Below are 21,351 nucleotides of genomic sequence, written 5' to 3'. Positions count from 1 at the left end.
CCAGTAGGCCGGATAAGCGGAGCACCATCCGGCACATTATGATTGTGAAACCACCATGACGCTCGGTTTCTGCGGCTTGGCTCTGACGGCTATCACTACCCCAACCATCAGCAGCGTAATACCGCTTACCGTCAGCAACGGTGGAAATTCCTGGCGCAGTATAAAGGTGTACAGCAGGCCAGCCAGCGTTTCGAAGACAATCAACGGGCCGAGGATCACCGTCGGCAGCTTCTGGCTGGCGACGTTCCAGCACAGTGCGCCAACCCAAGAACACAATACCGCAATGGCTATCATCAGGCCGATAAACACGGCTGGACGCGGACCGAAGGGCAGAGCGAAGTCCGGCGTTTGCCCGTTCAGCCACAGGCAGGCGGCAATATAGCCGAGCAGAGAAACAGGCAGCGTTACCAGAGCCTGAGCCGTCGCCCACATCATCGGGTGCTTATCCGGATTCTCGCGCAGCCAGCGGGCATTACGCAGCGCATACCACGCCCAACACACCACCGAAATCAGCGCCAGTGCGATTCCAGAGCCATATCGCCAGCCGCTAAAGTCAGGGAGTCCCTGATTCAGCTCCGAGATATTCACGCACAGCAGGCCTATACCAATCAACACCAGCGCAGGCGACAAACGCCACCATGATAATTTGCCGTCACGCTGGCTGTAGAGGAGGTTAGCGAAGACCGGGATCACCACCGGCAATGTACCAATAATCATCGTGGAGACCGGTGCGCCGGTGCGCTGGATAGCGCTTGCCAGGCAAACGTAATAAATCAGATTCCCCATCATTGTTAGCGTCAGCGCAGTTACCCAGTCTTTCCGCCCGAGTTGACGCAGGCGCACACGTCCCAGCCAGGCAATCGGCAATGCGATCAGCCCCAGCGCCAGATAGCGCCCCATCGACTGCAATACCGCCGGGTATTCCGGTACGATCAGCGGTCCAACAAAAATTAATCCCCACATCAGCCCGGCCAGCAGGGCATACAACACACCGCTAATCATTTTTGATATCCACATCGCTTAACAATACGTCGAGTGTAGGCAGGAAAAATGCCGCCGTATTGTATGAGATTGCTGATCAACGCCGGACGACTTGTTTCTGATAACGCACTGGCGTAATGCCGTAGCGATGGGTAAATGCGCGGGTGAGATGCGACTGGTCGGTGAGGCCGGTTGCGGCGGCGACCTCTGCGGCGGGCATACCGCAAGTGAGAAAACCTTTGGCTCGCCACAGGCGGATCGCCATCAACATCTGGTGCGGCGTGACGTGGAAATGAGATTTAAACTGGCGCTGAAAATGCCAGGGACTCAGCGATGCAACCCGCGCCAGCTCGTCGAGCGTGACCGGATGCATATAATTATCGTGCAGATACTCGCGTACTCGTTCAAAGCGATGCGCCCCCTCCGGCAATACTGGTGCATGGCGGGCCAGCGGCTGGAACGTGTCGATCAGATCGAGCAATAGTCCTTTTTGCGCCAACGGATCTTCCGTGTTCCACAGGCCGTGGATCAGCGAGCAGATCTGGCGCGAGCGCAGCGGATCGTGACGCGTTACGTCATGAAACCACCAGTGGCGGATCCCAGTGACCTCTTCCAGAAGATCGGGCTCAAGATAAATCATCCGATAGCGCCAGCCATCGGCGGTTTCGGCCTCGCCGGTGTGCAGCTCATCGGGATTCATGGTTACGACGGAATGGGCGGGGGCCACGTACTGCGTGCCGCGATAACGAAAACGTTCGGCTCCGGCTTCTATCGCGCCAATGCCGAATGCTTCATGTGTGTGCGGCTCAAAGGCGTAACGTGAGATGTGCGCATGATACAGCTCTACGCCCGGCACCTGCGCCAGATGGCGAAAGCGGGCGCTGTCTTTCTCATCAATAAACTGCTCAGGTACACCTTGCACGTTTTCTCTCCCCACGCATCATCCTGTCATTATCAGAGAGGATGCGCGGGGATGCCACCACAATTAACTAATTTTTAACACTTACACGATGCCTTTGACGCTGTCAGCCAGCGAGGTGGTCGGGCGACCAATCAGTTTGCTTAGCGTATGGCTGTCGTCGAACAGACCGCCTTTGGAGGCGCCACTGTCTGAGTCAGCCAGCATGTCCGCCAGTCCGGCAGGCAGACCTACACCTTTTAGCGCGGCGGCAAAATCAGCTTCGCTCAGGTTCTGATACACCACTTTTTTACCACTCTGTTTTGCCAGTTCGGCAGCCAGCTGGCTCAGGGTCCAGCCTGCGTCGCCCGCCAGCTCATAGGTTTTACCGGCGTGACCGTCTTCACTGATGACGCGCGCGGCGGCAGCGGCATAGTCGGCGCGGGTCGCTGAGGCAATTTTGCCTTCACCTGCAGCCCCGATAAACACGCCATGTTCCAGAGCAGCCGGTGCGCTGGCGAGATAGTTTTCGGTGTACCAGCCGTTACGCAGTAGCACGTAGGCGATACCGGATTCAGCCAGCATCTGCTCGGTTGCCACATGCTCATCAGCCAGCCCCAGCGGGGAGGTGTCAGCGTGCAGCAGGCTGGTGTAGGCGATAAATTTCACGTGAGCGGCTTTCGCTGCGTTAATCACGTTGCGATGCTGCGGGGCACGTTGTCCCACTTCGCTGGAGGAGATCAGCAGTAGCTTGTCGATACCCTGTAAGGCAGTTGTAAAGGCGGCTTCATCGCTGTAATCCGCCTGACGAACGGTAATGCCATGCTGACTAAGCGCCGTCGCTTTAGCGGGATTACGCACGATTGCTACAATCTGGCTGGCAGGAACGGTTTTCAACAGAGATTCAATAACGTGTTGGCCCAGTTGGCCGGTGGCGCCGGTAATCGCGATCATGGGGTGACTCCTTGGTATTGGTCTTGTGTTTAATCACGCTAACACCTAAACTTACTTTTAGTAAGTACGTACAAAAAGGTTAGTATGAAAATGACAGCTTCGACGCTCTCCCAGCAGTTACGCGATGGCAACTTGTTTGCCGAACAGTGTCCCTCCCGCGAGGTGTTAAAACACGTCACCAGCCGCTGGGGCGTGTTGATTCTGGTGGCGCTGCGCGACGGTACGCACCGTTTCAGCGATTTGCGCCGTAAGATGGGCGGGGTCAGTGAAAAGATGCTGGCGCAATCCCTGCAAGCGTTAGAGCAGGACGGGTTTATCAATCGGGTGTCATATCCGGTAGTACCGCCGCACGTGGAATATAGTTTGACGCCGTTGGGTGAGCAGGTGAGCGATAAAGTCGCCGCGCTGGCGGACTGGATAGAACTGAATTTGCCGCAGGTTTTAGCGCAGCGGGAAGAGCGGGCGGCGTAAAGTATTGCCGGATGGCGGCTAACGCCTTATCCGGCCTACAGATTACTTCGACACGTAGGCCGGATAAGACGCTATTGCGTCGCATCCGGCACGAAAATTACTTACTTAAATCCAACTGGTAAATGGCGAAACCGATGTCATCGGTCGCGACTTTTTTCAGCGGATACTGGCCTTTCTCTTTAATAAACGCCGCGGCTTTATCAGACGGTGATGTTTCAAAGCGAATATCCAGTGGCGTATCGCTGTGAATTGGCGCCAGACGCCAGTTGTTATCTGCCGCCGGATGAATTTCACCGGCACGCTTCGTCTGTGCACCAATCCACGCGGCCAGCACCGAGCGGTTTTCATCCGGAGAAGCAAACGCGATGTGGTTGTCGCCGGTTCCGGCAAACTTACCGCCGTAGGCGCGGTAGTTGTTGGTCGCGACGAGGAAGGTAGCATTCGGATCGATTGGTTTGCCGTTAAAGGTCAGATTTTTAATACGTTCCGCTTTCGGATTAATGGTCTGACATTCCCCGTCGTAGCGGGCGGGTTGTGAAACATCAATCTGATAATTCACGCCATCAATCACGTCGAAATTATAGGTACGGAAGCCGTCCCAGTTAATCAACGACTGTGGTTTGCTGCTGTGGATATCAATCTGATTGAACTGCCCGGCGGAACATTCCAGCCACTCTTTCACCTCTTTACCGCTGGCTTTCACCACCACCAGAGTGTTGGGATAGAGATACAAATCAGCGGCGTTACGGAAGGTTAACTGGCCTTTTTCGACTTCTACAAAGCTGGCCGGATCGTTCTTACGCCCACCGACCTTAAACGGCGCGGCGGCGGAAAGTACCGGTAGTTTTGCCAGATCCGGATCGCCCTGAATAAAGTGTTCCACATAGGCTTTCTGCGCGTTGTTCACCACCTGTACGGTCGGGTCATCCTGTACCAGCGCCAGATAGCTGTACATATTGTCGGCGGATTTACCGATCGGTTTGCTGACAAACTCACGCGTAGCGTCGTGATCGGCTTTCAGGATCTCAACGATTTTTTTGTCTTCTGCTGCCAGTGATTTTTTCGCTGCCGCGTCATAAATCGGACGTGCTTCGGCTTTCGCCTGGGTGACCTGCCATTTACCGCTGTCGTTATTCAGCACTAAATCCACCACCCCCAGATGATCGCCCCACATACCCGGCATCACCGCCGGAACCCCATTCAGCGTACCTTTTGCGATATCTGCACCTTTGATGTTGGCAAAGTCTTTACCAGGGAAAACGGCGTGAGCGTGACCAAACATAATGGCATCTACGCCCGGGACCTCACTGAGGTAATAAACGGAGTTTTCCGCCATGGTTTGATACGGGTCGGCAGAAAGCCCGGAGTGAGCAACTACCACCACGACATCGGCACCTTTTTCTCGCATTTCGGGAACGTATTTGCGTGCAGTTTCCGTAATGTCGTTCACCGTCACTTTACCGCTGAGGTTGGCTTTATCCCAGGTCATAATCTGCGGTGGCACAAAACCGATATAGCCAATCTTCAGCGTCTGCTTGTTCCCTTCTTTGTCGACAACCTCAGTGTCTTTGATCAGATAAGGCGTAAATAGCGGCTTTTTGGTCTTAACGTCGATGATATTGGCATTAACGTAAGGGAACTTCGCCCCTGCCAGCGCGTTGTGCAGATACTCAAGACCGTAGTTGAATTCATGGTTGCCGAGGTTACCCACCGCGTAATCCAGGGTATTCAGCGCTTTATATACCGGGTGAGTTTCGCCCGCTTTCAGCCCTTTGGCCGCCATGTAATCCCCGAGCGGGCTGCCCTGAATCAGATCGCCATTATCAACCAGCACGCTGTTTTTGACTTCTCCACGCGCAGCGTTGATAAGACTTGCCGTTCGTACCAGACCGAATTTTTCAGTCGGTGTATCTTTGTAATAATCGAAATCCATCATATTGCTATGCAAATCAGTGGTTTCCATTATACGCAGATCGACGGTCGCGGCATTGACGCTGGCTGCAATCAGCGTTGCCAGAAGCGTTGCACTAAACTTAATCATCAGGGGCATCCTTTTAAGATCTAAGCCACAAAAGAAAATGTATATAAATCTTCTTGCTTACAGAACTGTGAATCATGACATGAATATAGCGTTTAAAACCGCAGACGCTATCACAGTTGGCGGATCCCCTGACGATCGGGTATAAGTAAAACAACGAGTTAACACCACTGACAGAAACGAGGTGGAGAATGCTAGAACATGTATGCCAGCTTGCACGGAACGCGGGCGATGCCATTATGCAGGTCTACGATGGAATCAAACCGATGGAGATTACCAGCAAGCAGGATGATTCTCCGGTCACGGCGGCGGATATCGCCGCGCACAAGGTTATCCTCGAGGGATTACTGGCGCTGACGCCGGATATTCCCGTCCTGTCTGAAGAAGCGCCTCCTGGCTGGGATGTCCGCCAGCACTGGCAGCGCTACTGGCTGGTGGACCCGCTGGACGGGACCAAAGAGTTCATTAAGCGTAACGGTGAATTTACGGTCAATATTGCGCTGATCGAAAAGGGAAAGCCGGTTCTGGGCGTGGTTTACGCGCCGGTAATGAAAGTGATGTACAGCGCAGCAGAAGGTAAAGCGTGGAAAGAAGAGTGCGACGTACGTAAACAAATTCAGGTTCGTGACGCGCGTCCGCCGCTGGTGGTCATTAGCCGCTCGCATGCCGATAATGAGTTAAAAAAGTATCTGCAACAGTTGGGCGAGCACCAGACCACGTCGATTGGCTCATCGTTGAAGTTCTGTCTGGTGGCGGAAGGGCACGCACAGCTGTACCCGCGTTTTGGGCCCACTAACGTATGGGACACCGCCGCGGGCCACGCTGTTGCCGCCGCAGCCGGAGCGCACGTTCACGACTGGCAGGGGAAACCTCTGGATTACACCCCACGTGAATCGTTCCTCAACCCCGGCTTCCGCGTTTCTATTTACTGAGCAATTTGTGCAGCAGGGCAATTACCTGCTGCACCTCTTCCTGCGTTAATGCGCCATCTTTTGCCCACTGCACGCGTCCGTCCTTATCGAGTACGACGATAGCGGAGCTCTCTTCATCCAGTTGCCAGGCTTTACGCGCAATGCCATTGCTGTCGACAATGAATTGCGACCACGGGTAGAGCTTCTTATTGCTCTCCAGACTGCTGCGCACAAACATACCGGAGCCGGGGATGGCGTCATCTGTGTTGACGATAGTGGTGGTCTGATATTTGTCGTGCGGCAGGTTGGCGGCTTTGATTGCCTCGATCAGTGTCGCATTTTTCTCTTTGGCGGAGGTGCGTCCAGCAATGTGTTGCACAATTCGCACTTTCCCAGGCAACTGCGCGCTATTCCAGCTTTTGTAGCTAAACTTATCGTTATCGAGAATCAGTTCGCCGCGATCGGCGATCCCCACCGGTGGTACGCGTTGGTCAGTCTCAAACTTATGTGCGGAGGCAATCATCGGCAGCAGCAGAAACGACAGCGCCAGCAGTTTTCGTAAGGTCATAGGTTTTCCTTCTTTCTTTTATTTTGCAGGTGATCCGACCACTTGGGTCTGGAATTTAATCATATGTGCGATTGATGCTTTTTCCCGCAAGCGCGATGCCAGTTTGCGGACGGGCGCACAAATCCTGCGAAAAATGAAGGCTTATACTGAAGACAGCGAAGCGTTGAAAAGATAATTCTGAATAATTGTAACCTGAAGGTAAATAAACTTATACACGCTGGAAACATCAACGAGATAGTCTATAGTCATAGGGCATTAAAATTTGCGCCTGAGGATTGTCGGACCGATTGTGGTACCGCAAAGGCGTAATGCTCAGCAGGAGACAACAATGAAAATTTTCCAACGATACAACCCGCTGCAGGTGGCGAAGTACGTGAAGATCCTGTTTCGTGGACGGTTATATATCAAGGATGTAGGCGCTTTTGAATTTGATAAGGGTAAGATTCTTATCCCAAAAGTGAAGGACAAGCTGCATTTTTCCGTGATGTCCGAAGTTAACCGTCAGGTCTTGCGTCTGCAAACTGAGATGGCTTGATCAAGTGCTATGCAGTAGTTAAAAAAACGGCTCCTGGACAGGAGCCGTTGATGTTTCTGTAAGGCGTTACGACGCCTTTGCCTCTTCTTTTGCATCTGGCAGTTTTGGTACCAGAACTGTAGGTTTGCTGTCCAGACGCGTCACCAGCAGCTGATCGATCTTGTAGTTATCGATATCCACCACTTCAAATTTGTAGCCAGAATACTTCACCGAGTCGGTGCGTTTCGGGATTTTACGCAGCATGAACATCATAAAGCCGCCGATGGTTTCATAGTTGCCGGACTGCGGGAACTCGTCGATATCCAGCACGCGCATAACGTCATCAATCGGCGTACCGCCATCAACCAACCATGAGTTCTCATCACGCGCCACAATCTGCTCTTCCAGACCCTGGCCAACTAAATCACCCATCAGCGTGGTCATCACGTCGTTGAGCGTGATAATCCCTACCACCAGCGCGTACTCGTTCATGATGACGGCAAAGTCTTCGCCTGCGGTTTTGAAGCTTTCCAGTGCTTCAGAGAGCGTCAGCGTGTCCGGGACGATCAGCGTATTGCGGATCTGTACGCCGCTGTTCAGCGCCATGCTTTGGTTCGCCAGTACGCGGTTGAGGAGATCCTTTGAATCGACATAACCAATGATGTGGTCGATATCTTCGTTACACACCAGGAATTTGGAGTGCGGATGTTCCGCCACCTTGTTCTTCAGGCTTTGCTCATCTTCATGGAGATCGAACCAGATAATATTCTCGCGCGAGGTCATTGAAGACGGGACGGTACGCGATTCCAGTTCGAACACATTTTCAATCAGCTCATGCTCCTGTTTGCGCAGAACACCTGCCAGCGCACCGGCTTCGACCACGGCGTAAATGTCGTCTGAGGTGATGTCATCTTTTCGCACCATTGGGATCTTAAACAGACGGAAAATGTTGTTTGCCAGACCGTTAAAGAACCACACCAGCGGGCGGAAGACCAGCAGGCAGAAGCGCATCGGGTTGATGATACGCAAAGCCACAGCTTCTGGCGCAATCATACCGATGCGTTTCGGGGTTAAATCCGCGAACAGGATGAACAGGCCAGTAACCAGCGAGAATGACAGAATAAAGCTTAACTGTTCGGACAGCTCTGGAGCGAAGTATTTTGAGAACAGGCTGTGAAAAGCCGGGGAGAATGCCGCATCACCGACGATACCGCCGAGAATGGCGACCGCGTTAAGGCCAATTTGCACGACGGTAAAAAACATGCCGGGGTTTTCCTGCATCTTCAAAACACGTTGTGCGTTTACGTTGCCTTCATCGGCAAGCAGTTTAAGTTTTATTTTGCGTGATGCAGCAAGCGAGATCTCAGATATCGAGAAAAACGCACTCACGGCGATCAGGCAGAGAATGACTAAAATACTGTTTAACATATCTTATCCGACCGTTCAGGTCAGATCCTCGGAAGGGAGAAGTTGATACTCGTCGTCTTTCAAGCTGCAGGTGCGTTAGCTGCACTCATTCACCCCAGTCACATAGTTATCTATGCTCCTGGGGATTCACGAGTTTGCCGCCTGCCTGCAACTCGAAATCTATAGAGTATAAATCCAATGGAATATTCAATGAAAACCGGTCCGAAGGGAGTGGACCGGTAATTTCAGAAGCTAGTATAGCGTAAGGTACTGTAAAGCCGCCAGAGGGCGGCGATTATCCTTGTGGCGGCAGGCAAACGCCAATTCCGCCAATGCCACAATATCCATAAGGATTTTTATGCAGATATTGCTGGTGATCGTCCTCGGCATAGTAGAAAGGCGTTGCCGTAGTGATTTCCGTGGTAATGGTGCGCTCGTCGCCTGCGGCGGTCATAGCTGCCTGAAAACGCTCAAGGCTGGCCTGTGCGGCGGCGGTTTGTTCCGGCGTTAACGGGTAAATGGCGGAGCGATACTGTGTGCCCTGGTCGTTCCCCTGACGCATGCCCTGCGCCGGATCGTGATTTTCCCAGAACACCTGCAGCAGTTGTTCGTAGCTGATAACATGCGGGTCATAGACGATGCGTACCGCTTCGGCATGCCCGGTGTCGCCAGAACACACTTCCCGATAGGTTGGGTTTGGGGTGTAGCCGCCGGTGTATCCGGCCGCCGTGCTGTATACCCCGGGTAATGACCAGAATAAACGCTCAACGCCCCAGAAACATCCCATGGCGAAATAAGCGGTCTCCATACCGTCGGGCACGTTGGTCATCGAATGTTGGTTAACCGCATGCAGCGTTGCCACTGGCATCGGGGTGTTGCGTCCAGGTAGCGCATCTGCTTGAGTAACAAGATGCTTTCTATCAAATAAACTCATGGCCGTTCTCCCGAAATCAGTCATTTGGGTTAAGGTTGTAACGAGACGCGTCTTTGCCCACAATAAACGGCGTGAATACGTCTAGAGTTAAACATAAGAAATATTTGGGTTGTCGTCTGTTTTTCAACTCTTATTGTTGATTTTTTGTTAAGCCGAGGAACGGCATAGTATTTTTTTCCAGGGGTGGGAAAAAAGGATATTCAGGAGAAAATGTGCCACATATCCGTCAGTTATGTTGGGTGGGATTACTGTGCTTAAGTGGCTCCGCCGCCGCCGCGAATGTTCGCTTACAGGTCGAAGGATTATCAGGACCGCTGGAGAAAAACGTCCGTGCGCAGCTGTCCACGATTCAAAGTGATGAAGTCACTCCAGACCGACGCTTTCGTGCGCGCGTTGATGATGCCATCCGCGAAGGGCTAAAAGCGCTGGGCTACTTTGAGCCGACCATTGATTTTGAACTACGTCCACCGCCGGCGAAAGGCCGGCAGGTGCTGATCGCCAAAGTGACCCCCGGCGAGCCGGTGCTGATTGGTGGCACCGAGGTGATTTTGCGTGGTGGCGCGCGTACGGATAAAGATTATCTGGATCTGTTGAAAACGCGCCCGGCAATCGGCACCGTGCTGAATCAGGGGGACTATGACAACTTCAAAAAGTCACTCACCAGCGTGGCGCTGCGCAAAGGTTATTTCGACAGTGAATTTAATAAAAGCCAGCTTGGAATAGCGCTTGAGCGCCGCCAGGCGTTCTGGGATATCGATTACAACAGCGGCGAACGCTATCGCTTTGGGCATGTCACCTTTGAAGGCTCGCAAATTCGCGATGAGTATCTGCAAAATCTGGTGCCCTTTAAAGAAGGTGAAGAGTACGAGTCGAAAGATCTGGGCGAACTGAACCGTCGTCTGTCGGCGACCGGATGGTTTAACTCCGTGGTCGTCGCGCCGGAGTTTGATAAAGCCCGCAAAACCAAAGTGCTGCCGCTGAAAGGCGTGGTCTCACCGCGCACCGAAAACACCATCGAAACCGGGGTTGGTTATTCAACTGATGTTGGACCACGGGTGAAGACCTCGTGGAAAAAGCCGTGGATGAACTCCTACGGCCACAGCCTGACGACCAGCGCCAGTATCTCGGCACCAGAGCAGGTGCTTGATTTCAGCTATAAAATGCCGCTGTTAAAGAACCCGCTGGAACAGTATTACCTGGTACAGGGCGGCTTTAAGCGAACCGATTTAAACGACACCGAGCAGGACTCCACGACGCTTGCGGTTTCCCGCTACTGGGACCTCTCCAGCGGCTGGCAGCGCGCGATTAACCTGCGCTGGAGCCTCGACCACTTTACCCAGGGTAACGTCACCAACACCACTATGCTGCTCTATCCGGGCGTGATGATCAGCCGGACGCGCTCACGCGGCGGCTTGATGCCTGTCTGGGGCGACTCTCAGCGTTATTCTATTGATTACTCCAACACCGCCTGGGGGTCAGATGTTGATTTCTCCGTTTTCCAGGCGCAAAACGTCTGGATCCGTACGCTGTACGATCGTCATCGCTTTGTGATGCGCGGTAATCTCGGCTGGATTGAAACTGGAGACTTCGACAAAGTACCGCCGGACCTGCGTTTCTTCGCCGGGGGCGATCGCAGTATTCGCGGCTATAAATACAAATCTATTTCGCCGGAAGGTAGCGACGGCAAGCTGAAAGGGGCCTCCAAGCTGGCAACTGGCTCGCTGGAATACCAGTACAACGTGACCGGTAAATGGTGGGGCGCGATGTTTGTCGATAGCGGTGAAGCGGTCAGCGATATTCGCCGAAGCGATTTCAAAACCGGTGCCGGGGTCGGCGTACGCTGGCAATCACCAGTGGGGCCTATCAAGCTCGACTTTGCCGTCCCGGTCGGCGACAAAGATGAACATGGTTTACAGTTTTACATCGGTCTGGGGCCTGAATTATGAGTTTATGGAAGAAGATAAGCCTCGGCGTGCTGATTTTTATCCTGCTGTTGTTAGGCACGGTGGCGTTCCTCGTCGGTACCACCTCGGGCCTGCATCTGATCTTCAAAGCCGCTAATCGTTGGGTTCCGGGGCTGGAGATTGGTCAGGTCACCGGTGGCTGGCGGGATTTATCACTGAAAAATATTCGTTATGACCAGCCTGGCGTGGCGGTGAATGCCGGCGAAGTGCATCTGGCTGTGGGGCTTAACTGCCTGTGGGACAGCAGTCTGTGCGTCAACGATCTGTCGCTGAAAAATATCAATGTGGCGATCGACAGCAAAAAGATGCCGCCATCCGCGCCGGTTGAGGAAGAAGAGAGCGGTCCGCTTAATCTTTCCACGCCTTACCCCATCACGCTTTCGCGCGTGGCGCTGAACAACATCAATATCAAAATCGATGACACCACGGTTTCGGTGCTGGATTTTACCTCCGGCCTGAACTGGCAGGAAAAAACGCTGACGTTGAAGCCAACGTCATTACAGGGGCTACTGATTGCCCTACCTAAAGTGGCGGAAGTGGCGCAGGAAGAGGTTGTCGAACCGAAGATTCAAAACCCGCAGCCGGATGAAAAGCCGCTCGGCGAAACGCTAAAAGATCTGTTCTCACAGCCGGTGCTGCCGGAAATGACCGATGTCCATCTGCCGCTCAATCTCAATATTGAAGAGTTTCGCGGCGAGCAGCTGCGCGTGACCGGAGATACGGATTTAACGGTCCATAGCATGCTGCTAAAAGTGAGCAGCATTGACGGCAACATGAAGCTCGACGCGCTGGACATCGACTCGAATCAGGGAACGGTAAAAGCCAGCGGCACGGCGCAACTGACCAACACGTGGCCGGTTGATATTACGTTAAACAGTACGCTAAACATCGACCCGTTAAAAGGCGAAAAGGTGAAGCTGAAGGTCGGCGGCGCGCTGCGCGAGCAGCTGGAAGTCGGCGTCAATCTGTCTGGTCCGGTGGATATGGACCTGCGTGCACAGACGCGTCTGGCTGAAGCCGGATTACCGCTCAACATTGAGGTGGTGAGTAAGCAGGTTTACTGGCCGTTTACCGGTGAGAAACAGTTCCAGGCCGATGACATCAAACTCAAACTGACCGGTAAGATGACCGACTATACGCTGTCGATGCGTACCGCCGTGAAAGGTCAGGATATTCCACCGGCTACCATCACGCTGGACGCCAAAGGCAACGAACAGCAGATCAATCTCGACAAACTCAGCGTTGCGGCGCTGGAAGGGAAAACCGAGCTGAAAGCGCTGGTGGACTGGCAGCAGGCGATCAGCTGGCGCGGGGAGCTAACGCTGGATGGTATCAACACCGCAAAAGCGATCCCGGATTGGCCGTCAAAACTGAATGGCCTGGTGAAAACTCGCGGCAGTCTGTACGGCGGAAGCTGGCAGATGGAGGTTCCCGAGCTGAAGCTGACCGGCAACGTGAAGCAGAACAAGGTCAATGTGAACGGTTCGCTGAAGGGGAACAGCTACCTGCAGTGGACGATCCCGGGCCTGCATCTGGAACTGGGGCGCAACAGTGCGGACGTAAAAGGTGAACTGGGGGTTAAAGACCTCAACCTCGACGCGACGATTGATGCCCCAAGCCTGGATAACGCGCTGCCGGGGCTGGGCGGTACGGCGAAAGGGCTGGTAAAAGTTCGCGGTACGGTTGAAGCACCACAGCTGCTGGCGGATATTACCGCCCGTGGTCTGCGCTGGCAGGAACTTTCCGTTGCTCAGGTACGTGTTGAAGGGGATGTGAAATCGGCCGAGCAAATTGCCGGTAATCTTAATGTTCGCGTAGAGCGGATTGTACAACCTGACGTGAATATTGGCCTGGTGACGCTCAACGCCAAAGGCAGTGAAAAGCAGCACGAGCTGCAGTTGCGCATTCAGGGTGAACCGGTTTCCGGGCAACTGGATCTTGCCGGGAGCTTTGATCGCAAAGAACAGCGCTGGAAAGGAGAGTTAAGCAATACCCGCTTCCAGACGCCGGTCGGTCCGTGGTCGCTCAACCGGGCTATCGCGCTGGATTACCGTAATCAGGAACAAAAAATTAGTATCGGACCGCACTGCTGGAACAACCCGAATGCGGAGCTGTGCGTACCACAGACGATTGATGCGGGTGCGGAAGGGCGCGCGGTGGTGAATCTAAACCGCTTCGACCTGGCGATGCTAAAACCGTTTATGCCGGAGACAACCCAGGCCAGCGGCGTGTTCACCGGTAAAGCCGATGTGAGTTGGGACACCACCAAAGAGGGTCTGCCACAGGGGCAGGTCACCCTGAGCGGACGTAACGTGAAGGTCACGCAAAGCGTGAATGATGCACCGCTCCCCGTGGCGTTTGAAACGTTGAATCTCACCGCCGACCTGCACAATAACCGTGCCGAGCTGGGCTGGCTGATTCGTCTGACCAACAACGGACAGTTTGACGGACAGGTGCAGGTAACAGACCCGCAAGGGCGCCGTAATCTGGGCGGTAACGTCAATATTCGCAACTTCAATCTGGCGATGGTGAACCCCATCTTCTCGCGCGGTGAAAAAGCGGCAGGGATGATCAACGCCAACCTGCGGCTGGGCGGCGATGTGCAAAGCCCGCAGTTGCTCGGACAGCTGCAACTGAGCGGTCTGGATATAGACGGTAACTTTATGCCGTTTGACATGCAGCCAAGCCAGTTAGCCGTTAACTTCACCGGAACACGCTCAACGCTGGCGGGCGTGGTGCGTACGCAGCAGGGAGAAATTAACCTGAGCGGCGATGCCGACTGGAGTCAGATAGACAACTGGCGGGCGCGGGTCGCGGCTAAAGGCAGCAGGGTACGTATTACCGTGCCGCCGATGGTTCGCCTGGATGTCTCGCCGGACGTGGTCTTTGAAGCCACGCCAAGCCTGTTCACCCTCGATGGCAACGTGGATGTGCCGTGGGCGCGTATCGTGGTACATGACCTGCCGGAAAGCGCGGTTGGGGTTTCCAGCGATATGGTCATGCTTAACAACAATCTGCAGCCCGAGAAACCGCAGACCGCCGGCATTCCGATCAACAGCAACCTGAACATCCACGTCGGTAACAACGTGCGTCTTGACGCCTTTGGTCTGAAAGCGCGTCTGACGGGCGATCTGAAAGTGGTGCAGGATAAGCAGGGGCTGGGGCTGAACGGACAAATTAATATTCCGAGCGGTCGCTTCCATGCCTATGGTCAGGATCTGATTGTGCGTAAGGGCGAGCTGTTGTTCTCCGGTCCGCCGGATCAGCCGTTGCTCAACATCGAAGCGATTCGTAACCCGGATGCCACCGAAGACGACGTGATCGCTGGCGTTCGCGTCACTGGTACCGCCGATGAACCGAAGGCGGAGATCTTCTCTGACCCGGCAATGTCGCAGCAAATGGCGCTTTCCTACCTGCTACGCGGACAAGGGCTGGATAGCGAGCAGAGCGATAGCGCAGCGATGACCTCAATGCTTATTGGTCTGGGGGTTGCACAAAGTGGTCAGGTTGTGGGTAAAATCGGGGAGACATTTGGCGTAAGCAATCTGGCACTGGACACGCAAGGGGTGGGCGACTCATCTCAGGTGGTTGTCAGCGGATACGTACTGCCAGGTCTGCAGGTGAAATATGGTGTGGGTATATTTGACTCCTTAGCGACACTCACGCTACGTTATCGTCTGATGCCTAAGCTATATCTGGAAGCAGTGTCTGGCGTAGATCAGGCACTTGATTTGCTCTATCAGTTCGAGTTTTAGCAATGCGAATATTTGTCTACGGCAGTTTACGAACCAAACAAGGCAACAGCCACTGGATGACCAATGCCCTGTTGCTGGGAAATTTCAGTATCGATAACTACCAGTTGTACAGCCTGGGCCACTATCCAGGCGCCGTTCCGGGAAATGGAACAGTACACGGGGAAGTTTATCGTATTGATAACGCCACGCTGGCAGAGCTTGACGCTCTGCGTACCCGCGGCGGTGAATACGCACGCCAGTTAATTCAAACGCCGTACGGAAGTGCATGGATGTACGTGTACCAACGTCCGGTTGATGGCTTAACGCTGATTGAAAGCGGTAACTGGTTAGACAGAGACCAGTACTGATGTGAACACGCCACCTTCGGGTGGCGTTGTTTTATGTGCCTGTTGCACTTGTATCAGGGCACAAAAAAGCCCCGACATGCGGGGCTAAGCATCAAAAGTAAAACTTACTTCTTCGCGCGCTCGAAGGAAGCAACAATTTCAGCTTTAGCAGCTTCAGCGTTGTCCCAACCGTCAACTTTTACCCATTTGCCAGCTTCGAGATCTTTGTAGTGTTCGAAGAAGTGGGTGATCTGCGCTTTCAGCAGTTCCGGCAGGTCGGTCACATCTTTGATGTGATCGTATTCTTTGCTCAGCTTGGTGTGCGGTACCGCAACCAGTTTCGCATCTTCACCGGATTCGTCGGTCATTTTCAGTACGCCAACCGGACGGCAACGAATCACTGAACCTGGCTCCAGCGGGTACGGAGTCGGGACCAGAACGTCTACCGGGTCACCATCCAGAGACAGGGTGTGGTTGATGTAACCGTAGTTGCACGGATAGAACATCGCGGTGGACATGAAGCGGTCAACGAACAGGGCGCCGCTCTCTTTGTCAACTTCGTATTTGATCGGATCTGCGTTAGCAGGGATCTCGATAACAACGTAGATATCTTCCGGCAGGTCTTTACCGGCAGGGACGTTGAGTAAGCTCATGTCTGTTTCCTTTAAATAAGCTATGGCAAACAAGTGGCGGGTATTATAGCCAACTCGCGCGGAATGTCTCCGCTTGTTTTCGCTTTCTCTGCGTGCATTTTCTTCTTTTCACCTCTCTCTCGTGACAGAAAAGTCCATATCTTCAGCCGCATTTTTCATAGCGAGATGAAAGCGATTACAAAGTTGTGATTAACGTTTTATTTACTTTTTTGAAGTGTGATGTAACGCAATCCGTTACATGCTCAATTGTCTATAGTTTTTTCGCAACGGTTAATTAACCAACAATAATCACCCTACGAGGACGCACTTATGTGGAAGCGCTTACTTTTAGTCACAGCAGTTTCGGCAGCCATGTCGTCTATGGCAATGGCAGCCCCTTTAACCGTAGGATTTTCGCAGGTTGGCTCTGAATCCGGCTGGCGCGCAGCAGAAACCAACGTCGCGAAAAGCGAGGCCGAAAAGCGGGGAATTACGCTGAAAATCGCTGATGGCCAACAAAAGCAGGAAAACCAGATTAAAGCAGTTCGCTCATTTGTTGCGCAGGGCGTCGACGCCATCTTTATTGCGCCGGTCGTGGCAACAGGTTGGGAGCCGGTTTTAAAAGAAGCGAAAGATGCCGACATTCCGGTCTTTTTGCTTGATCGTTCCATCGATGTAAAAGACAAATCTCTCTATATGACCACTGTCACTGCCGACAACGTGCTGGAAGGCAAATTGATCGGCGACTGGCTGATTAAACAAGTGGACGGCAAGCCGTGTAACGTCGTTGAGCTGCAAGGGACCGTCGGGGCCAGCGTGGCGATCGATCGTAAAAAAGGCTTTGCTGAAGCCATCGCCAGTGCGCCAAACATCAAAATTATCCGTTCTCAGTCCGGTGACTTCACCCGCAGTAAAGGGAAAGAAGTGATGGAGAGCTTTATCAAAGCAGAAAACAACGGCAAGAACATCTGCATGGTTTACGCCCACAACGATGACATGGTGATCGGTGCTATCCAGGCGATCAAAGAAGCGGGCCTGAAACCCGGCAAAGATATTCTCACCGGTTCTATCGACGGCGTACCGGATATCTACAAAGCGATGATTGACGGTGAAGCCAACGCCAGCGTCGAACTGACGCCGAATATGGCCGGTCCGGCATTCGACGCGCTGGAGAAATTCAAAAAAGACGGCACGATGCCTGAGAAGCTGACCATTACCAAGTCGATCCTTTATCTGCCGGATACGGCGAAAGAAGAGTTAGAGAAGAAGAAAAACATGGGCTACTAAGCCTTCATGAAAATGCCGGGGGGCTGCGCTTGCCCGGCCTACATTACGCTCTTTTGTAGGCCGGATAAGCGTAGCGCCATCCGGCGTGATGCAGGGGGAATCATGACCACCGACCAACATCAGGAAATCCTCCGCACCGAAGGATTAAGCAAATTCTTTCCCGGCGTCAAAGCGTTGGATAACGTGGATTTCAGCTTGCGTCGCGGTGAAATTATGGCGCTGCTGGGGGAAAACGGAGCCGGCAAATCGACGCTTATCAAAGCGCTGACCGGCGTTTACCATGCAGATCGCGGCACTATCTGGCTCGAAGGCCAACCGATCTCCCCCAAAAACACCGCCCATGCCCAGCAACTGGGGATTGGCACCGTGTACCAGGAAGTGAACCTGCTGCCCAATATGTCGGTTGCCGATAACTTATTTATTGGCCGTGAGCCGCGGCGTTTTGGCCTGCTTCAGCGCAAGCAGATGGAAAAACGCGCGACGGAGCTGATGGCGTCATACGGTTTTTCCCTTGACGTGCGTGAGCCGCTGAACCGCTTTTCCGTGGCGATGCAACAAATCGTCGCCATCTGTCGGGCGATCGATCTCTCCGCGAAAGTGCTGATCCTCGATGAGCCGACCGCCAGCCTCGATACCCAGGAAGTTGAAATGCTGTTCGGCCTGATGCGTCATCTGCGCGATCGGGGCGTCAGCCTGATCTTCGTCACTCATTTCCTCGATCAGGTTTATCAGGTCAGCGATCGCATCACCGTTCTGCGTAACGGCGGCTTCGTTGGCTGCCGTGAAACCCGGGAATTACCGCAAATTGAACTGGTCAAAATGATGCTGGGTCGCGAACTGGATACCCATGCGCTACAGCGTGCGGGCCGCACATTGCTTAGCGATAAGCCGGTGGCGGCCTTTAGCGACTTTGGCAAAAAAGGCACCATCGCGCCGTTTGATCTACAGGTGCGTCCCGGTGAGATCGTCGGTCTCGCAGGACTGCTGGGATCCGGGCGAACGGAAACGGCAGAGGTGATCTTCGGTATTAAACCCGCCGACAGCGGAAGTGCGCTGATCAAAGGCAAACCGCAGACCTTGCGATCGCCGCATCAGGCTTCGTGTCTGGGAATCGGTTTCTGTCCGGAGGATCGCAAAACGGATGGCATTATTGCCGCCGCTTCGGTGCGGGAAAACATCATTCTGGCATTGCAGGCGCAGCGCGGCTGGCTGCGGCCTATCCCACGGAAAGAACAAAACGAGATTGCCGAGCGTTTTATCCGCCAGCTCGGAATTCGCACCCCCAACGCTGAACAGCCGATCGAGTTTCTCTCCGGCGGCAATCAGCAAAAAGTATTGCTCTCGCGCTGGTTACTGACCAAACCGCAATTCCTGATCCTCGATGAACCCACGCGTGGGATCGACGTCGGCGCACATGCCGAGATCATCCGCCTGATCGAAACGCTGTGCGCGGATGGTCTGGCGCTGCTGGTCATTTCATCCGAACTGGAAGAGTTAGTGGGCTATGCCGATCGGGTCATTATTATGCGCGATCGCAAACAAGTGGCCGAGATCCCACTGGCTGAACTGTCCGTACCGGCGATCATGAACGCTATTGCGGCCTAAGGAGACTATGGTGATGCCTCAATCTCTCCCTCAATCCAATCCGCCTAAACGGCGGTTCCGTTGGCCAAAGGGGATGCCACAACTGGTGGCGTTACTGCTGGTGCTGCTGGTGGATAGCCTGGTCGCCCCGCACTTCTACCAGGTGATTTTGCAGGATGGTCGGCTGTTTGGTAGCCCGATTGATATTCTCAACCGCGCCGCTCCCGTGGCGCTGTTGGCGATTGGTATGACGCTGGTGATTGCCACCGGCGGCATCGACCTTTCCGTGGGGGCCGTCATGGCTATTGCTGGCGCCACTACTGCGGCGATGACGGTGGCCGGGCACAGTCTACCGGTGGTGCTGCTTGCCGCCTTAGGTTCCGGCATTCTGGCTGGACTGTGGAATGGAATTCTGGTGGCCATACTCAAGATCCAACCGTTTGTCGCCACGCTAATCCTGATGGTGGCCGGGCGTGGAGTGGCGCAGCTTATCACTTCCGGGCAAATCGTCACTTTCAACTCGCCCGAGCTGTCGTGGTTTGGTAGCGGCTCGCTCTTACTGTTCCCTACGCCGGTAATTATTGCACTGCTCACGCTGGTGGTGTTCTGGCTGCTGACGCGGAAAACGGCGCTGGGTATGTTTATCGAAGCGGTGGGTATCAACATTCGTGCGGCAAAAAACGCTGGGGTGAACACCCGCATTATCGTGATGCTCACCTATGTGCTGAGCGGCCTGTGCGCGGCTATCGCTGGCATTATCGTCACGGCGGATATCCGCGGGGCAGACGCCAATAACGCCGGATTATGGCTGGAACTGGATGCCATCCTGGCGGTAGTCATCGGTGGTGGCTCGCTAATGGGCGGGCGCTTTAACCTGCTGCTGTCGGTGGTAGGCGCGTTGATTATTCAGGGCATGAACACCGGGATTTTGCTGTCGGGCTTCCAGCCGGAACTGAATCAGGTGGTCAAAGCCGTGGTGGTGTTGTGTGTGCTGGTCGTGCAGTCACAACGCTTTATCAGCCTGATAAAAGGAGTGCGTGGTCATGATAAAACGTAATTTACCGCTGATGATCACCCTCGGCGTGTTTGTGCTGGGCTACCTTTACTGCCTGACGCAGTTTCCAGCTTTTGCTTCCACCCGGGTGATTTGCAATATCCTGACTGATAACGCTTTTTTAGGGATTATCGCCGTGGGCATGACCTTCGTGATCCTCTCTGGCGGGATCGACCTTTCCGTTGGCTCGGTGATCGCGTTTACCGGCGTATTTTTGGCGAAGGCCATTGGCTATTGGGGTATTTCCCCGCTGCTGGCGTTCCCCCTGATTTTGCTGATGGGCTGCGCGTTTGGCGCATTTATGGGGTTACTGATTGATGCGCTGAAGATCCCGGCATTTATTATCACTCTGGCGGGAATGTTCTTCCTGCGCGGCGTCAGCTATCTGGTCTCTGAAGAGTCGATCCCAATTAACCATCCGATTTATGACACGCTCTCCAGTCTGGCATGGAAAATTCCTGGCGGCGGTCGCCTGAGCGCGATGGGGTTGTTAATGCTGGGCGTGGTGGTGATTGGCATCTTCCTTGCGCACCGTACGCGCTTTGGTAATCAGGTTTACGCCATTGGCGGCAACGCCACCTCTGCTAACCTGATGGGCATTTCTACTCGCAGCACAACGATCCGCATTTATATGCTGTCTACCGGGCTGGCGACGCTTGCCGGCATTGTGTTTTCCATTTACACCCAAGCGGGTTATGCGCTGGCGGGCGTTGGCGTTGAGCTGGATGCGATTGCCTCAGTGGTGATTGGCGGAACGCTGCTAAGCGGCGGCGTGGGAACGGTGTTGGGTACGTTGTTTGGCGTCGCCATTCAGGGGTTAATCCAGACCTACATTAATTTTGATGGCACATTAAGTTCCTGGTGGACGAAGATCGCGATTGGCATTTTATTGTTTATTTTTATAGCGTTACAACGCGGTCTGACGGTGCTTTGGGAAAATCGTCAAAGCTCGCCGGTTACCCGAGTGGGTACGGCGGCAACACCAAAGTAACATCCTGATTTTGCACAAAACATTTAAATACCTAAACTTTTTCCGGTTGTAGTCGATAGGTTCTGTACAGGTCTGTTTTAAC

General features: G+C 53.8%; 18 protein-coding genes. 10 read left to right on the top strand and 8 right to left on the bottom strand.

Translation table 11 applies throughout. The features are described 5' to 3' along the window. Positions 1-36: 36 nt before the first annotated feature. The 3 genes from SK33_RS20990 to SK33_RS20980 form a co-directional block, all read right to left on the bottom strand. Positions 37-1,002 carry a DMT family transporter gene (locus tag SK33_RS20990; protein ID WP_003025693.1) on the bottom strand — a complete coding sequence of 322 codons (966 nt, stop codon included), beginning with the start codon at positions 1,000-1,002 and terminating at the stop codon, positions 37-39. A 76-nt stretch (positions 1,003-1,078) separates the two neighbouring features. After that, on the bottom strand, positions 1,079-1,903 hold the full coding sequence (locus tag SK33_RS20985) for an AraC family transcriptional regulator (RefSeq protein ID WP_003025695.1): 825 nt from the start codon (positions 1,901-1,903) through the stop codon (positions 1,079-1,081). Between the two features lie 81 nt (positions 1,904-1,984). Further along, complete coding sequence (locus SK33_RS20980) at positions 1,985-2,833, bottom strand: SDR family oxidoreductase (protein ID WP_048219856.1); 849 nt, start codon at positions 2,831-2,833, stop codon at positions 1,985-1,987. 90 nt (positions 2,834-2,923) lie between these two features. On the opposite strand from SK33_RS20980, the gene SK33_RS20975 reads away from it, so the two are divergent. Then, the gene (locus SK33_RS20975) at positions 2,924-3,304 is read left to right on the top strand and encodes a winged helix-turn-helix transcriptional regulator (protein ID WP_003025698.1); all 381 of its coding nucleotides are present in this window, start codon (positions 2,924-2,926) and stop codon (positions 3,302-3,304) included. A 97-nt stretch (positions 3,305-3,401) separates the two neighbouring features. Here SK33_RS20975 and cpdB read toward each other — a convergent pair whose 3' ends face one another. Then, the gene (gene cpdB / locus SK33_RS20970; RefSeq protein WP_044699166.1) at positions 3,402-5,345 is read right to left on the bottom strand and encodes a 2',3'-cyclic-nucleotide 2'-phosphodiesterase; all 1,944 of its coding nucleotides are present in this window, start codon (positions 5,343-5,345) and stop codon (positions 3,402-3,404) included. Positions 5,346-5,533: 188 nt separating this feature from the next. Here cpdB and cysQ point away from each other — a divergent pair, with 188 nt between their 5' ends. After that, on the top strand, positions 5,534-6,274 hold the full coding sequence (gene cysQ, locus SK33_RS20965) for a 3'(2'),5'-bisphosphate nucleotidase CysQ (protein ID WP_048219855.1): 741 nt from the start codon (positions 5,534-5,536) through the stop codon (positions 6,272-6,274). On the opposite strand, the gene SK33_RS20960 is transcribed toward cysQ, so the two are convergent. Beyond that, complete coding sequence (locus tag SK33_RS20960) at positions 6,264-6,821, bottom strand: YtfJ family protein (protein ID WP_003025707.1); 558 nt, start codon at positions 6,819-6,821, stop codon at positions 6,264-6,266. The two genes, cysQ and SK33_RS20960, sit on opposite strands and share 11 nt — an antisense overlap. Positions 6,822-7,149: 328 nt before the next feature. Here SK33_RS20960 and SK33_RS20955 point away from each other — a divergent pair, with 328 nt between their 5' ends. Further along, a complete protein-coding gene (locus SK33_RS20955; protein WP_003025710.1) occupies positions 7,150-7,356 on the top strand; it encodes a DUF1107 domain-containing protein in 207 nt (68 codons plus the stop codon). 66 nt (positions 7,357-7,422) lie between these two features. Here the strand turns inward: SK33_RS20955 and SK33_RS20950 are convergent, their stop codons facing one another. Then, on the bottom strand, positions 7,423-8,763 hold the full coding sequence (locus tag SK33_RS20950; protein ID WP_048219853.1) for a hemolysin family protein: 1,341 nt from the start codon (positions 8,761-8,763) through the stop codon (positions 7,423-7,425). Positions 8,764-9,037: 274 nt separating this feature from the next. Further along, on the bottom strand, positions 9,038-9,676 hold the full coding sequence (msrA, locus tag SK33_RS20945; protein ID WP_003025715.1) for a peptide-methionine (S)-S-oxide reductase MsrA: 639 nt from the start codon (positions 9,674-9,676) through the stop codon (positions 9,038-9,040). A 212-nt stretch (positions 9,677-9,888) separates the two neighbouring features. Here msrA and tamA point away from each other — a divergent pair, with 212 nt between their 5' ends. From tamA to SK33_RS20930, 3 genes are read left to right on the top strand one after another with little or no spacing between them, the layout of a single operon-like run. Then, the gene (gene tamA, locus SK33_RS20940) at positions 9,889-11,622 is read left to right on the top strand and encodes an autotransporter assembly complex protein TamA (RefSeq protein WP_003025718.1); all 1,734 of its coding nucleotides are present in this window, start codon (positions 9,889-9,891) and stop codon (positions 11,620-11,622) included. Continuing rightward, the gene (tamB, locus tag SK33_RS20935) at positions 11,619-15,395 is read left to right on the top strand and encodes an autotransporter assembly complex protein TamB (RefSeq protein WP_048219851.1); all 3,777 of its coding nucleotides are present in this window, start codon (positions 11,619-11,621) and stop codon (positions 15,393-15,395) included. The genes tamA and tamB overlap by 4 nt, the downstream gene beginning before the upstream one ends. Before the next feature lie 2 nt (positions 15,396-15,397). Continuing rightward, positions 15,398-15,742 (top strand): gamma-glutamylcyclotransferase family protein, encoded by a 345-nt coding sequence (locus tag SK33_RS20930; RefSeq protein ID WP_003025723.1) that lies wholly within the window; start codon positions 15,398-15,400, stop codon positions 15,740-15,742. A 104-nt stretch (positions 15,743-15,846) separates the two neighbouring features. Here the strand turns inward: SK33_RS20930 and ppa are convergent, their stop codons facing one another. Continuing rightward, a complete protein-coding gene (ppa, locus tag SK33_RS20925) occupies positions 15,847-16,374 on the bottom strand; it encodes an inorganic diphosphatase (protein ID WP_003025726.1) in 528 nt (175 codons plus the stop codon). Between the two features lie 309 nt (positions 16,375-16,683). On the opposite strand from ppa, the gene ytfQ reads away from it, so the two are divergent. From ytfQ to yjfF, 4 genes are all read left to right on the top strand, one after another. Then, the gene (gene ytfQ / locus SK33_RS20920; RefSeq protein WP_003025728.1) at positions 16,684-17,640 is read left to right on the top strand and encodes a galactofuranose ABC transporter substrate-binding protein YtfQ; all 957 of its coding nucleotides are present in this window, start codon (positions 16,684-16,686) and stop codon (positions 17,638-17,640) included. A 102-nt stretch (positions 17,641-17,742) separates the two neighbouring features. After that, entirely contained in the window at positions 17,743-19,245 is a 1,503-nt protein-coding gene (gene ytfR, locus SK33_RS20915) for a galactofuranose ABC transporter, ATP-binding protein YtfR (RefSeq protein ID WP_016149467.1), read from the top strand. 13 nt (positions 19,246-19,258) lie between these two features. After that, positions 19,259-20,281, top strand: a complete 1,023-nt coding sequence (ytfT, locus tag SK33_RS20910) for a galactofuranose ABC transporter, ATP-binding protein YtfT (RefSeq protein ID WP_008323019.1) — start codon at positions 19,259-19,261, stop codon at positions 20,279-20,281. Further along, positions 20,268-21,269, top strand: a complete 1,002-nt coding sequence (yjfF, locus tag SK33_RS20905) for a galactofuranose ABC transporter, permease protein YjfF (RefSeq protein WP_003025736.1) — start codon at positions 20,268-20,270, stop codon at positions 21,267-21,269. Before ytfT ends, yjfF begins: the two co-directional genes overlap by 14 nt. Positions 21,270-21,351 lie beyond the last annotated feature (82 nt).

Source organism: Citrobacter sp. MGH103 (assembly GCF_001034475.2).
GTDB classification, from domain to species: domain Bacteria; phylum Pseudomonadota; class Gammaproteobacteria; order Enterobacterales; family Enterobacteriaceae; genus Citrobacter; species Citrobacter freundii.
This window is presented reverse-complemented; position numbering and strand designations above follow the sequence as displayed.

Bases quoted from the DNA above. Each gene is read 5' to 3' on its own strand.
- SK33_RS20990 (WP_003025693.1), bottom strand. From the start codon at position 1,002: ATGATTAGCGGTGTGTTGTATGCCCTGCTGGCCGGGCTGATGTGGGGA.
- SK33_RS20980 (WP_048219856.1), bottom strand. From the start codon at position 2,833: ATGATCGCGATTACCGGCGCCACCGGCCAACTGGGCCAACACGTTATT.
- SK33_RS20975 (WP_003025698.1), top strand. From the start codon at position 2,924: ATGACAGCTTCGACGCTCTCCCAGCAGTTACGCGATGGCAACTTGTTT.
- cpdB (WP_044699166.1), bottom strand. From the start codon at position 5,345: ATGATTAAGTTTAGTGCAACGCTTCTGGCAACGCTGATTGCAGCCAGC.
- cysQ (WP_048219855.1), top strand. From the start codon at position 5,534: ATGCTAGAACATGTATGCCAGCTTGCACGGAACGCGGGCGATGCCATT.
- SK33_RS20960 (WP_003025707.1), bottom strand. From the start codon at position 6,821: ATGACCTTACGAAAACTGCTGGCGCTGTCGTTTCTGCTGCTGCCGATG.
- SK33_RS20955 (WP_003025710.1), top strand. From the start codon at position 7,150: ATGAAAATTTTCCAACGATACAACCCGCTGCAGGTGGCGAAGTACGTG.
- SK33_RS20950 (WP_048219853.1), bottom strand. From the start codon at position 8,763: ATGTTAAACAGTATTTTAGTCATTCTCTGCCTGATCGCCGTGAGTGCG.
- msrA (WP_003025715.1), bottom strand. From the start codon at position 9,676: ATGAGTTTATTTGATAGAAAGCATCTTGTTACTCAAGCAGATGCGCTA.
- tamB (WP_048219851.1), top strand. From the start codon at position 11,619: ATGAGTTTATGGAAGAAGATAAGCCTCGGCGTGCTGATTTTTATCCTG.
- SK33_RS20930 (WP_003025723.1), top strand. From the start codon at position 15,398: ATGCGAATATTTGTCTACGGCAGTTTACGAACCAAACAAGGCAACAGC.
- ppa (WP_003025726.1), bottom strand. From the start codon at position 16,374: ATGAGCTTACTCAACGTCCCTGCCGGTAAAGACCTGCCGGAAGATATC.
- ytfQ (WP_003025728.1), top strand. From the start codon at position 16,684: ATGTGGAAGCGCTTACTTTTAGTCACAGCAGTTTCGGCAGCCATGTCG.
- ytfR (WP_016149467.1), top strand. From the start codon at position 17,743: ATGACCACCGACCAACATCAGGAAATCCTCCGCACCGAAGGATTAAGC.
- ytfT (WP_008323019.1), top strand. From the start codon at position 19,259: ATGCCTCAATCTCTCCCTCAATCCAATCCGCCTAAACGGCGGTTCCGT.
- yjfF (WP_003025736.1), top strand. From the start codon at position 20,268: ATGATAAAACGTAATTTACCGCTGATGATCACCCTCGGCGTGTTTGTG.